Here is a 12,363-nt window from a genome sequence, read left to right on the forward strand (position 1 = left end):
CAACGCTACTCTTGCCCACCATACAAACCCGAACTTGATACTTGCCGATTATGCCAACCATCGTATATCTTTAAAAGTGAATAATAGTGATAGTTGGTTTCTATAAAAGAGATATTAAAATGCAAAATATAAGCCTTCAGGCCTTGGAAATTTTTCGAACTGTTGCGGCGGAGGGCAGTGTTTCAAAAGCTGCTCAAAAGCTGGGGCGTGTACAATCCAACATCAGTACGCGGATCAAACAACTTGAAGAAAACCTAGGCAAATCGCTGTTCTTACGGAAGAATAGAGGTCTGGATCTCACGGCCGACGGGAAATTGCTTTTATCTTACGCAGAACGTTTTCATTCTTTGTCTGAAGAAACCACAGAAGCATTTCGCGAGGGAAAGCCTTCCGGATCGTTCCGGATTGGCGCAATGGAAAGCACAGCGGCGGCCCGCCTGCCCGCTTATATGTCTAAATACCACGCCCTTTACCCGGCAATTGAGATTGAGTTGGTGACGGGAACCGCAGGCGCGTTGCTGACCCGCCTTCAAAAGTATGAAATTGAAGCGGCGTTTGTTGCTGAGCCACTGACGGACCCGACCCTTGATAGCCTTTCGGTTTTTGAAGAGCAACTGGTACTGATTGCCCCATCTAACTACCCTTCTTTGGAAATTGGCGTTAATTTAAATGGTCGCCCGTTGATCGCGTTTGAAGTTGGCTGCGCCTATCGACGTTATCTGGAGCGATGGTTGATGGAGAATGAAATTTTTCCGTCCGCAACACATTCGTTAAGTTCTTATCTGGCTATTCTTGCCTCCGTCTCGGCGGGAAGTGGCTTTAGTGTGATCCCCCAGTCCGTGTTGTCACGGGTGCAATTGGACGGTACATTTCAGACGCTGCCTCTAGACGGTGAGTATGCTCACATTCAGACCCTCCTAGCTTGGCGAAGGGATTTCTCTTCTCCTCGCCTTGACTGCCTGAAGGCTCTTCTTACACAACAAAATACTAGATCTCGTTGAACAGACAATACTCAACGAGATCAATAGGGTACGTTTATTTTTTAGACCAATTCTGCAAGTGATTTAGCAGAGTAATCTTCCAGTTCATCCATGCGGCCTTCGCGCACTTTCTTTGGCCATTCCGGATCCTGAATAAGGGCGCGGCCAACGGCCACCAGATCAAATTCATCTGTCTCCAGCCGGTCGCCGAGATCCTCAAAACTGCGGGTCCCGGAGTCTTCGCCCTTAAACGATGACATCATGTCTTTGGACAGACCAACACTTCCCACCGTGATAGTTGGCAGACCTGTCAGTTTTTTCGTCCATCCTGCAAGATTTAATGGGCTACCCTCAAATTCCGGTTCCCAATATCGGCGGGTTGAGCAGTGGAAAATATCGACTCCCGCCTCAACCAGTGGCTTAAGAAACGCGGCCAGCTCTTCTGGGCTTTCGGCCAAACGGGCACTATAATCCTGCTGCTTCCATTGGGAGAACCGAAAAACAATTGGATATTCATCGCCCGTTGCGGCCCGAATGGCAGCGACAATTCTGGCGGCAAATGATGTCCGTTTTACTTGGTCACCACCATATTCGTCTTCCCGCCGGTTCATCTGTTCCCAAAAGAACTGATCGATCAGATATCCATGGGCACCATGAATTTCCACGCCGTCAAATCCGATATTCTTGGCGGCCGTTGCGGCATCCGCATAGGCCTTGACCAGAAACTCAATCTCGTCTTCTGTTAAGGGCTCGGCGATTTTCTTTTCATTGTGCAAGATGCCAGAGGGACTGGCGTTCGGCAGTTCAGGATTAGGTGCCTCGTTTGCCCGCCGTGCCATTCCAACATGCCAGATTTGCGGCATAATCTTGCCGCCAGCTCCGTGAACAGCCTTTACCACATTTTCCCAGCCGGCCAATGCTTTTTCACCGTAGAAATGAGGAACATTGGGGTGTGGAGACGCAACAGGATCGTTCACCACAGTCCCTTCCGTAATGATAAGCCCGGTTCCCCCTTCTACACGGCGACGATAGTAGTCGGCCACATTCTGGCCCGGGACGCCATCTGGCGAAAAAAACCGGGTCATTGGTGCCATCACCAACCGATTGGGCAACGAAAGTTTTGGAGAAGAAAACGGCGAAAAGAGTTTGTCAAGTTTACGGGGCACAGCTTGTTCCTATTATTTATTCATCGTTAGACTGTTTTTTAATATAGCTACTAAAAACGTAGTTAAAAGTATAGCTTTTTTTCAATCCCCTATTTCACCGCCTCTTTATAGCTGGGCAGTGTTTGTTTCCACGCCGACAAATAACCTTCCGACCAACTCCAGCGTCGCGTCGCTGACCATCATATGCTGAGTCGCTACATGGACGTCTCTGAAATGGCGCTGCAACGGGCTTTTAGCATAGACAGACGTTCCTCCGCCCAACCGATACATTCGGTCAATAACCCTGGCGGCCGAGTTGGTCGCATGGGTTGTCGCCAATCTGATATCCCGGCGATCCTCAATGCTCGGCTCTTCTCCTTGCGTCGCCTTTTGCCAACTTCTTGAAATGGACTCATAGAAAAACAGGCGGGCCGCCCGCAATTCCGCTTCCGCTTTGGCCACCTGACTTTGAGTTGATGGTTTTAGAGCAAGCGGCTTGCTACTTCCCTGCGGCGTCTTCTCGCTTGCAAATCCGACCAGTTCATCCAACGACGCCCGCGCAAGACCCAAAGCAACGGCGGCAATTCCAATGCCAAGCAGTGCAAAAATAGGAAATTTATGAATGGCACCGTCTGGGGCGGACATCCGGGTGGCATCAAATGTCATGTCTTCAGGCACGAACAAATCCCGCACCCGAAAATCGGTTGAACCGGTCGCTTTCAACCCTGAAACCTGCCAGGTATCAAGCAACTCGATCTCAGTCGTTGGCATAAAGAAGGCTCGTTGATCCGGGCGGCCATCCGATGTCTTGAGAATTGTACCTTCAGAGTCAGTTACAAACCCTCCTCCCGATATATAAGCCGCATTTCGGGACCCTGACCCCCACTGCCACTGTCCGGTTAACCGATACCCTCTCCTGTCACCCTGAACCGTTTTGACAGCCCGCCCCATTGGCGCGAAGACACCAGCGGTAATGGCCTTTGGATCCGAGTGAAAAATCCGCCGGGCTGCGTCCTCTGGCAGGTTTGAAACGGATATTGCCGAGGTAATACCAATAAAAACAACCCATGCGACCGAACCATCTGCATAGGCCAGATATTCTGTGACTGCCGCATAATCTAGCGGAGATTTCTCCAATCCATGGAGGCTTTTTGGTGTGCATAATCGATAAAGACCCGTTTCTGCAATCCGATCGGCAAGATCCTGTGAGACATATCCCTGTACCTCAAACTCGCTTGCCCGCGTCCGAATTTCTTCAGAAAAGCTTTTGGCAATATTCATCACATCCTCTGACGGATTTAGCATGGTTTGAAATGCTGTCATTTAGTCCCCCGATTAATTTCTGTTTTCATAATGCGGATAAACGCGTTACACAAAAAGGGCAAAAAGGGACAACATGATAGGCAATACAGGACATGATAAAGCGCCTCGCTTTTGAAAATTCGCTTTTTTCTTTCCTTGAAAAGGAACGAATACCCACATTGCCAATCAAGCAGCAGCTTGAAACATGCAATGAGGACCGCCTTACCAGACTGAGACTTCTTGCCTATTATGCCGTTCAAGAGAGTCAGGAAAAACGCCTCGGTTTAATCGTGGGCCTTAAAACCACTACATTATCCTATGGCATCTTGGGACATGCGATATTGCATTGTGATACCCTTCTAAAGTCACAGCAGTTAATGCTGGATCATATCTGGGTTTTACAACCGACCCCGCGAAATCCTGTCAGTCTTGAACTTTCCGGGCAGCGCATGGCAATTCGCTATTTACTGCCTCCTCTCTGGCCTGAAATACCGGATTTCTTTCTGGATCTGTTTTTTTCGGCAAATCTGGCACGGGCACGCGAACTCACGGGGCATCCTTTAGACACCTGCCGACTGGAACTTACAAGGGACAAGCCCGATGATTACAGTCGCTATGAAAAACTGTTGGGGATTCCGGTCTCCTATGCGCAGCCCCATGATCGGTTAATATATGACCGGGCCTTTGCAGAACGCCCTTTGTCAGCATCCTATATTTCTCATTCGGCCGCTTATCGGGAACAATGCAAATTAATCCTGTCACGGATGCATTCTTCTTCAGGGCTCACTGAACATATTCGTAAAATAATCATGGAGGATCGTTCGCGCTCACTCACCATGCGAAACGTGGCGGATCTCCTCAATCAGGATACCAGAACCCTGCGGCGTCATCTTGAAAAAGAAGGCACCAGTTTTCGCGACATTCAAAATGAAGTGCGGTGTCATATCGCCTGCCAGTATTTAACGGATACTGATCTGTCGGTAGCCGATATTGCCGTGCTATCCGGTTATTTCGACGCCCCCACCTTTAGCCGCGCCTTCAAAGGATGGACCGGAAAAACGCCTCCTGAATACAGAAAAAATAAAAACTAATTCAATTATTTAAACAAAAACCCTAAATCAATTTCTGAATTCTCTCCTGAAGCATAGGAATGACATCAACTTCAAACCAGGGGTTGCGTTTCAGCCAAATATTATTTCGAGGACTAGGGTGTGGGAGGACAACAATATCTGGCCAGTATTCCTGCCAGTTTTTGACAGTGTCAGTCACTGTTTTTCGCTTCCGGTCCCCCAAATGCCAATCCATCGCATATTGCCCGATAACAAGCGTAAGGCGGACAGAGGATAATTTTCTCATCAGCCGCGAACGCCATGCTTCTGCACATTCAGGCCGCGGGGGAAGATCTCCTGATTTACCCGTTCCTGGAAAACAGAACCCCATTGGAACGATGTTGATTTTCGTATCGTCGTAAAATTGGTCCCGTTCTATGCCCATCCATTGACGCAGTCGATCCCCACTGGGGTCATTAAACGGGATCCCGGTTTCATGTACGCGGCGCCCGGGCGCTTGACCAACAACAAGAATGGGCGCCGAAGCGGAGGCCTGAACAACCGGCCGCGGGCCCTCTGGTAAAACAGAATGACACAGACGGCAGGCCTGAATTTGAGTAAGAAGTATGTCGAGTGTTTCTGTGCTCATTTTGGCTCCTTCGCAAAAACCATAAGCCAGAGAAACACTTTCGTCTTGCGTTTTTTGACCGCCGGACAACAGGCATAAAAATTTGCCCGGCCCGACGGAAACAAAAACCAATGGTGCTTAACGGCCAAACCCTGCGATTTCAGGAAGCCACAACGCTAAACCGGGTATCATCATTACAAGGAACAGCCCCAGCAGCATCAACAGGACATACGGCAAAGACCCCCGTATGACTTCGGCCAAGGGGGCATTGGCAATGCCTTTGATAACAAACAGGTTCATGCCAACCGGCGGGGTAATCAAGGCAAGCTCCAGATTGATCATTAACAAAATGCCGTACCAGATCAGATTAATATCCAACTGAATAAGAGCCGGTAAAATGATCGGTGTTGTAATCAGAATGATGGAAATGGTCTCGAGAAACATACCCAACACAAAGATAACCAGCATTACCACCAGAATGAAACTAAGTGGAGACAATCCAAGGGCGGTCACACTTTCCATAAGCTCAATTGGCAGACGAATAATTGTCACCGCATGCCCAAACATGGCTGCCGCTGCCAAAATCATAAACAGCATTGCGGTTGTACGAACCGTTTCATACGCCGTTTCACCCAGCTCTTTAAAACCGAAATTCCGATACACAAACGCACCGACAAGAAGCGCGTAAATACAGCCAATTGAAGCCGCTTCCGACGCGGTAAATATCCCTGAATATATGCCTCCAAGGACCAGCGGTGGCATTAATAACGACCAGATTGAACGCTTTAGGGCAGAACCACAATTTTTCCAGCCAATCCAGCTGCTATCTTTCCGTTCTTTCTGGAAATAGGCTTGCGAAATGCAATGAAAAGCAAAGATCAGGGCCATTAAAATACCCGGAACAAAACCCGCTAAAAACAAGGCGCCAATGGAGGTTTCTGTCACAATCGCATACAGAATAAGGGGCCCCGACGGCGGGATAAGAATACCCAACGTTCCGCCCGCAGCGATGACACCATAGGCATCCCTTGGTCGATATCCAAACCGTTGCATCTGCGGAATAGCACTGGAACCAATGGTCAACGCCGTTGCAACCGATGAGCCGGAAATGGCGGCAAAGATTGTGCAGGAGAGAACGGTCGCAACACCCAATCCCCCTTTAAAATGCCCCACCATCGCGTTTGCCGCTTCATAAAGATCATCCACTACTCTGGATTTGATCATTACATGGGCCATAAATGCAAACATGGGGATTGCTGTCAGCAAACCATTATCCAGTTTGGCAAAAACCGTATCTGCGACGCTGGAAATGCTGCCTTCTGTCACAAGCATGATTGCAACGGAAGCCAGGCCGAGGCCTGCAAAAATTGGCATCCCCGTTAATAAAAGAACGATCAGAAGACAGAGAATAAAAAACGTTGCCATTATTTCTGCCTCTTTCCGACAAGTAAATCAATCGCACGGGAAATCGCGAGAAGCATCAATAAACCGCCCCCAACCAACAGGAATGACTGCGGTATCCATAAGGGAGCCTCAAGATAACCATCCGAATACACGCCGATATTCCAGGAAAACTCTACAGCGGCCCAACCGCTAATTAACAGAACGCCTGCGACAAAGGCAGTAGATACGTATCCCCAAATCCCCAATATCTTCGCGGAAATACCCCGCGCTTTTGAAGACAATAAATCAACGCTGATATGCTCGCCCTTGCGCAAAGTTTCGGCCGCCCCCAACATAACAATCGCAACGACGAGAAAACCAGACAGCTCATCTGTCCAGGTGAGCGGGGTTCCAAACACATAGCGTTGAAGAACGCTATATCCTGTAATTGCCAGGGTAAAAACAATAAGGACAGCGCTCAACACCGCCGCCAGCTTTGCAAGAAAGCCTAAAGCCCTGCCGTGAAAAGAAGGGGAGTTATCCCCCCCTTCCTCATATTCATCTGACATTTTCATGAAAAGTGATCAGATTATAGTTTACTGATAAGCTCAAGCAGCTTCTTACCATCGTCACCAGAAGCTTCTCCGAACGCTTTATCGAAGGCCGGAGACATTTTTGCTTTCAAGGCTGCAATATCTTCGTCTGTCGCGATATGAACCTTCATGCCTTTTTCTTTCAACTGACCCGGTGCTTTTGCAGCAGACACTTCAGAGGCTTCAATCGCCCAGACAGCGGCTTTTTTGCCCGCTTCATCAACAGCGGCTTTTCCTTTGGCAGACAGGCCGTCATACCATTTTGGATTTACATAGCCATGGAAATAGATGCTGAACAAAGGCAACACGGTGACATGATCCTGAACTTCAAAATATTTCCGCGAAACAGCAGCAGAAACGTCGGTCAGACCGGCATCGATAACACCAGTTGACAGCGCCTGATAGACTTTACTGCCAGACATCGCAGATGGCGCGGCGCCCATTGCAACAAATCCCGCATCCGGAACCGGACCCAGTCCCCGAATTTTCACACCTTCAAAATCCGCAGGCTTGATCAGGCTTTTTCCACTGGACGTGATGGCTGTGCTGCGTGTTGTAAACAGCCAGGTAACGTTTTTAACGCCCTTCGTCAGCAATTTTTCTTCAAGGAAACCAGCAGCTTCAGAACCATCCCATTTTTTCAGGGCATCCAGACTGGATACCGCGAACGGGCCAAGCGTCACATTCATCAATGGAAGCGTTTTGCCCCACTGAGGATTAATTGAAAAAGCGCAATCGATATCACCTTTGGCAACGGCTGTTGCATTTTGTTTTGCGCCTGTCAGGCTGTTGGCACCAAAAACCTGAACGTCGATTTCACCGGCTGACAGGGTTTCAATTTCTGCCGCCCAGCGGTCAATGACCTTGGCAATATGATGGGCCGGTGGCAACTGATGGCTACAGCGCATCTCGGTTGCGGCAGTTGCTTGTGTCACATTACCAAATGAAGCGGCAACAGCTAGAATACCTGCTGTTAACCCGAGTATTTTTTTCATCGTTTCTCTCCCTAAAAAATTCGATACTGATATCAAGCCGGCCAGGATTTTGGCAGGCCTGCTTTCGCCACTGCCCCATAAAGAGGTTCTGTTGGCATTTCTTCTACAATAATTTTTCTGACTTCACGCAGGGCTTCGATATCGATCCCGGTCGCAAAACCACTACTTTCACACAAAAAGACAAGATCTTCAAAAACCACATTTCCAGTGGCATTTGGGGCAAACGGACAACCACCCAGCCCCCCCATTGCGCCGTCCAGCAACCAGACACCATTATCAAGCGCCGCTGATGCATTGGCGATGCCCATGCCGCGCGTATCATGCAAATGTACCCCGAAAGGACGCCCGTTAGAAATTCGGTTCAAATCGGCAGTGAGCGCTGCGATCTGTTTTGGTCCGGCATATCCCACGGTATCCGCCAGACTAACAAGATCGGCCCCCACTTCATAACATTTCTCTGCAATCCGCAGCGTTTCTTTTGGGTCCACCGAACCGGCAATCGAACATCCGAATGACATCGCGATCCCGACATTGACCAACGGCTTATGATCTGACTGGTCCCGCATCCGGCACAAATTCTCGACTTCAGAAAGGGTTTCGGCCCGGGTCCGCCTTGTATTTGCAAGATTATGCTCTTCAGTCGCTGAAACCACGCATCCGATTTCACCGACACCACTTGCAAGAGCATCGATGGTGCCGCGCTTGTTAAGGGCAAGAGCGGCACCATGCGCCCCGTCCAGTCGATTGATCGTGTCAATGACAGAAAGGACATCTGCAAACATGGGATATTTGGCGGCAGGTAAAAACGATCCGACTTCGAAATGCCGAACACCCGCCTGAAACTCCAGTTCAATCCAGCGTTTCTTGGCCGCGCTGTCCGGAAATGTTTTTACCATCTGAAGGCCATCGCGAAGACCTACCTCTCGAAGGCTGATGCGGTTTTCGGGATAAACCTCAAGAACATCGGTCATTTTAATGCTTCCAATTCTGCCAGTATCGCATCTGTGTCCGCGCCTAAAACCGGTACATCCAACCCTTCCCCAATTCCTCTTCCGTCCATTTCAAGGGGCAAGGCCGGACTTCTGAATATGTTGCCATCGGAATTGACAGATGAAACAAGGCCCCCCTCGCGCAATACATGAGGATCGTTAAACAGATCTTCCGGGCTGTTTATTTTCGCAAAAGGAATGCTCAGCTGATCCAGTTTCGACACAAGATCCCCGGCGTTTATTGTGGCGATCGTCTTTGCCACAACAGGAATTGTCCACGCCCGTGCTTCAATACGATCCGTCGCCGTTTTCAGCCGTTCGTCTTCCAGTAATTCGTGAAGGTCGTAACTTTCACAAAATGTTTGCCAATGTCCGTCCGTTACAACGCCGATGAAAATTTTCTGATCATCCGCCGTTGTGAAAATATCATAAACAGGCCACGCATGGGTTCTTTGCGGCATTGGTGTTGAAGGAACACCGGTCATGTCAAACTGCACCATGTGCTGGGCAACCATGAACAGGCAATTTTCAAACAATCCGATGCGAATATTCTTCCCTTTACCGGTCTTTTCCCGCTCCCATAATGCGGAAAGGATACCGATCACGCCGAACATTCCGCCCATGATATCGTTCGCGGAAGAGCCAACCCTCAATGGGCGCTCTCTGGATCCTGTCATCATGGCGAGCCCAGACATCATCTGAACCACTTCGTCCAGCGCGGGCCGATGTTCATAAGGCCCTGACAGGAACCCTTTATGCCCGGCGATGATCAGTTCGGGGAATTTTTCCTGAAGAAGCTCAGGGTCCAAGCCCTGCTTTGCCAGCAAGCCGTCTTTGAAATTCTCCAAAAACACATCGGCAGTCCCAAGAAGCGCCTGAAAAGTCGCTTGGTCTTTTTCAGTATTCAGGTCCAGAACAACACTTTTCTTTCCTCTGTTAAACAAAGGAAAAAAGGAAGTTCCCATACCCCTCAAGTCACGTGTTTTGTCCCCTTTGGCGGGCTCAACCTTGATCACTTCCGCCCCAAGCTGGACAAGGATCATACCGCATGCAGGTCCCATAACCATATGGCTCATTTCGACGACACGAATGCCGGCAAGTGGAAGGGGTGACGTCATAAGAGAACTCTACCTGATTAAGGAAATTTATATCAAATAGCCTATTGCCAGACACGCCTTCTTAAAAATATAATCTTTTGAACAATACGTTCTAATTTTTAGATATCATATGAATATTCGCCAACTTACCTATTATATTGCCATTTTTGAGCAGAAAAATCTTTCAAGGGCTGCCAGTCATTGCAATGTCGCACAATCCGCGATCAGCCATCACCTGGCCAATCTTGAAGAAAATCTGGGTGTTACGCTATTCACCCGGAAACCAAGAGGCATGGAACCAACCGCCGCCGGGATCAAGCTGTACGATCATGCAAAAATGATCCTGAAGGCAGTAAAGTCGGCCGAACAGGATATACGCGGCCAGTCTGATGCAATCGCTGGCGAAATTGCAATTGGATTACCGTTCACTGTCATGAAGGCCGTCGGACTTCCATTTATGAAGGCGGTTCTGCGGGACTATCCTGATGTGCGTCTGTCGATTGTGGAAAGCCTCTCAGGCGGTACTTTCGCGAACCTTCTTTCGTCAGAAGTAGATATCGCCCTGTTTTACAACCCTCAAAAGGATGACCGTGTGACGTCCCGTCAAATCCTGGCTGAGGAAGTGTTATGCGTTGGCAAACACTCGATTATTGGCGCATCTGACACCGTTCTTACCTTTGATGATCTCGTTAAATTCCCCATACTATTGCTCCGTCAAGGTGTCTCTGTTCGGGCTGTTGTTGACCGACCCAGCATCCTGAACCGGCTGGAAGCGCAAGTCCCAATCCATCTGAATTCTGTAAACGGAATAACGACAGGGTTGCTTGCCGGGCTGGGATGTACGCTTGCACCGCATGTTTTTGTCTCTGACTATCTAAAATCCGGTGAATTGCATGCCCGCCCGATCGAGGGCCCTCTTGTCAATCGGCGGCTGTTCATTGGACAGTTAAAAGACAGACCTGCAACCCGACTGGTTGAGGCCATGACAGATCTCCTGTTATCCCTGATTGCCGAAGAGGTGAATTCAGGACGGTGGCAGGCCGAAAGCAATCTGGGATAACAGTTTTTATTGGATACTGCCACGCGGATGGTGATAGCATTTTTACTCAACAGGCAAGGGAGAATAGCATGACAATCACAGGACGATGTTATTGCGGGGAATTGACGTATCGGGTTGAAAGCGAACCGATTATGAAAGGAAACTGCCATTGCCGGGAATGTCAGTATTTTTCAGGCGGCCACCCAAACGCATTTCTTGTTATGTCGGACAGCACTTTCCAATACACAAAAGGGAAACCTAAGACTTTCACCCGTTCTGATCTGGAAAAACCCAGAACACGTGAGTTTTGTAGCAACTGCGGGACACATATTTGCACAAAATCAGAATTTCGGCCGGGCGCAATCGTTTTAAAGGCCGGCACACTGGACGATATGTCGCTTTTCGATAAACCAGACATGGCAATCTTTACGATCGATAAGCAACCCTTTCATCATCTGGATGCCGATGTGCCATCCTATGAAAGAATGAAGCCCTGAAATCACGGATCGCCGGGATCATTGATAACGGTTAGGACCACAGCCTCATTCGCTGAACCATTCCGATATCCGTGTGGTTGGTCGCCATGCAGACGAATGGACTGACCTGCCGTTAATGGATGCCAGGTATTTTCCGACAAAACTTCCAGCCCGCCATTTATAACGGTCAGAATTTCGACAACCCCTGCCTTATGAGGCTCAGACAATCGTTCATACCCTGCTGGGAATGTGAGCTCGAAATACTCAAACTGTAACGTTGGATCATAGGGAAAAAGTGGTGCCACCAACATCGTATCATCCGCGATCTGCCGGCGCAAAGCATTTGCATCCCGAATAACAGTACCCGCCTCCCCGATAGGGGTGGATACTGGTTCCAGCAAAGACGAGAGCGACAGATCAAACCCCTTCACAATCTTCCATAAAGTTGCAATGGTTGGACTGGACTCTCCCCGCTCGATTTGACCGAGCATTGCCTTGCTCACACCCGTTTTTTCAGCAGCCTGGCTTAAACTCCACTTTTTCTGCTGACGAAACCATTTTACATTTTTCGCAATATGTTCAGTTGGATTTATCACTTTATTTCCCAGAGTCCCACACCATCCACTTATTCACAAAATACTTGTGCGCTATAACGCACGAATGTTATAGAGTGACCTGGACGTTATA

General features: G+C 48.9%; 13 protein-coding genes. 4 read left to right on the forward strand and 9 right to left on the reverse strand.

The annotated features are described in order from the left end of the window. The first annotated feature begins 119 nt into the window (after window positions 1-119). A complete protein-coding gene (locus OIR97_RS11100; RefSeq protein ID WP_169545693.1) occupies window positions 120-1,001 on the forward strand; it encodes a LysR family transcriptional regulator in 882 nt (293 codons plus the stop codon). 41 nt (window positions 1,002-1,042) lie between these two features. Here the strand turns inward: OIR97_RS11100 and OIR97_RS11105 are convergent, their stop codons facing one another. Both OIR97_RS11105 and OIR97_RS11110 read right to left on the reverse strand, forming a co-directional pair. Next, entirely contained in the window at window positions 1,043-2,146 is a 1,104-nt protein-coding gene (locus OIR97_RS11105) for an NADH:flavin oxidoreductase (protein ID WP_169545694.1), read from the reverse strand. A 105-nt stretch (window positions 2,147-2,251) separates the two neighbouring features. Next, window positions 2,252-3,448 carry an acyl-CoA dehydrogenase family protein gene (locus OIR97_RS11110; RefSeq protein WP_169545695.1) on the reverse strand — a complete coding sequence of 399 codons (1,197 nt, stop codon included), beginning with the start codon at window positions 3,446-3,448 and terminating at the stop codon, window positions 2,252-2,254. Window positions 3,449-3,540: 92 nt separating this feature from the next. Between OIR97_RS11110 and OIR97_RS11115 the strand changes: the two genes are divergently transcribed. Next, window positions 3,541-4,518 carry an AraC family transcriptional regulator gene (locus OIR97_RS11115; protein WP_169545696.1) on the forward strand — a complete coding sequence of 326 codons (978 nt, stop codon included), beginning with the start codon at window positions 3,541-3,543 and terminating at the stop codon, window positions 4,516-4,518. Window positions 4,519-4,540: 22 nt separating this feature from the next. Here the strand turns inward: OIR97_RS11115 and OIR97_RS11120 are convergent, their stop codons facing one another. The 6 genes from OIR97_RS11120 to OIR97_RS11145 form a co-directional block, all read right to left on the reverse strand. After that, the gene (locus tag OIR97_RS11120) at window positions 4,541-5,125 is read right to left on the reverse strand and encodes a uracil-DNA glycosylase family protein (protein WP_169545697.1); all 585 of its coding nucleotides are present in this window, start codon (window positions 5,123-5,125) and stop codon (window positions 4,541-4,543) included. 117 nt (window positions 5,126-5,242) lie between these two features. Then, the gene (locus OIR97_RS11125; protein WP_169545698.1) at window positions 5,243-6,529 is read right to left on the reverse strand and encodes a TRAP transporter large permease; all 1,287 of its coding nucleotides are present in this window, start codon (window positions 6,527-6,529) and stop codon (window positions 5,243-5,245) included. Beyond that, window positions 6,529-7,062, reverse strand: a complete 534-nt coding sequence (locus tag OIR97_RS11130; protein ID WP_169545699.1) for a TRAP transporter small permease — start codon at window positions 7,060-7,062, stop codon at window positions 6,529-6,531. The genes OIR97_RS11125 and OIR97_RS11130 overlap by 1 nt, the downstream gene beginning before the upstream one ends. A 14-nt stretch (window positions 7,063-7,076) precedes the next feature. Then, complete coding sequence (gene dctP / locus OIR97_RS11135; RefSeq protein ID WP_169545700.1) at window positions 7,077-8,075, reverse strand: TRAP transporter substrate-binding protein DctP; 999 nt, start codon at window positions 8,073-8,075, stop codon at window positions 7,077-7,079. Window positions 8,076-8,107: 32 nt separating this feature from the next. Continuing rightward, complete coding sequence (locus OIR97_RS11140; RefSeq protein ID WP_169545701.1) at window positions 8,108-9,046, reverse strand: hydroxymethylglutaryl-CoA lyase; 939 nt, start codon at window positions 9,044-9,046, stop codon at window positions 8,108-8,110. Next, on the reverse strand, window positions 9,043-10,182 hold the full coding sequence (locus OIR97_RS11145; protein ID WP_169545702.1) for a CaiB/BaiF CoA transferase family protein: 1,140 nt from the start codon (window positions 10,180-10,182) through the stop codon (window positions 9,043-9,045). Before OIR97_RS11145 ends, OIR97_RS11140 begins: the two co-directional genes overlap by 4 nt. A gap of 109 nt (window positions 10,183-10,291) precedes the next feature. Between OIR97_RS11145 and OIR97_RS11150 the strand changes: the two genes are divergently transcribed. After that, window positions 10,292-11,221, forward strand: coding sequence for a LysR family transcriptional regulator (locus tag OIR97_RS11150; protein ID WP_169545703.1), 930 nt, complete (start codon window positions 10,292-10,294; stop codon window positions 11,219-11,221). A gap of 68 nt (window positions 11,222-11,289) precedes the next feature. Then, entirely contained in the window at window positions 11,290-11,697 is a 408-nt protein-coding gene (locus OIR97_RS11155; RefSeq protein WP_169545704.1) for a GFA family protein, read from the forward strand. Between the two features lie 2 nt (window positions 11,698-11,699). Here OIR97_RS11155 and OIR97_RS11160 read toward each other — a convergent pair whose 3' ends face one another. Then, on the reverse strand, window positions 11,700-12,272 hold the full coding sequence (locus OIR97_RS11160; protein WP_169545705.1) for a helix-turn-helix domain-containing protein: 573 nt from the start codon (window positions 12,270-12,272) through the stop codon (window positions 11,700-11,702). Window positions 12,273-12,363: the final 91 nt, after the last annotated feature.

Origin of the sequence: Sneathiella aquimaris, assembly GCF_026409565.1 — a bacterium.
Lineage (GTDB): Bacteria > Pseudomonadota > Alphaproteobacteria > Sneathiellales > Sneathiellaceae > Sneathiella > Sneathiella aquimaris.